Source organism: Virgibacillus sp. M23, assembly GCF_034190895.1.
Classification (GTDB): Bacteria; Bacillota; Bacilli; order Bacillales; family Amphibacillaceae; genus Virgibacillus; species Virgibacillus salarius.
In genome coordinates, this window is the sequence record NZ_JAWDHA010000359.1 from 1 (window position 1) to 400 (window position 400).

1 protein-coding gene is annotated in these 400 nt (G+C 42.8%); it reads left to right on the forward strand.

Features of this window, described 5'->3' with window-relative positions:
• Positions 1 to 400, forward strand: a 400-nt coding sequence (locus tag RVS70_RS22990) for a dihydroxy-acid dehydratase (RefSeq protein ID WP_321135054.1), incomplete at both ends; no start/stop codon positions are given.

Sequence of the window (400 nt, forward strand, 5' to 3'; positions counted from 1 at the left end):
TACATAAAATTAAATGCAGTGCATGTCCTGGAGCTGGCGCTTGCGGTGGAATGTACACAGCAAATACAATGGCAGCGGCTGCTGAAGCGATGGGAATAAGTCTTCCTGGCTCATCTTCCACTCCTGCTATATCCCCGAATAAGGCTATTGAGTGTGAAGAAGCTGGCAAAAGGGTTCTCGATCTTCTAGAAAAAGGTATTTTCCCTAGAGATATCATGACCAAAAAAGCATTTGAAAATGCGATTACGGTTGTCATGGCTCTGGGAGGTTCAACTAATGCTTTCTTGCATCTTCTCGCGATAGCACATTCAGTTGAAGTAGATTTAAACTATGATGATTTTGAACGTATTCGCAAAAGAGTCCCTCATATCGCAGACTTAAAACCGAGTGGAAGATATGC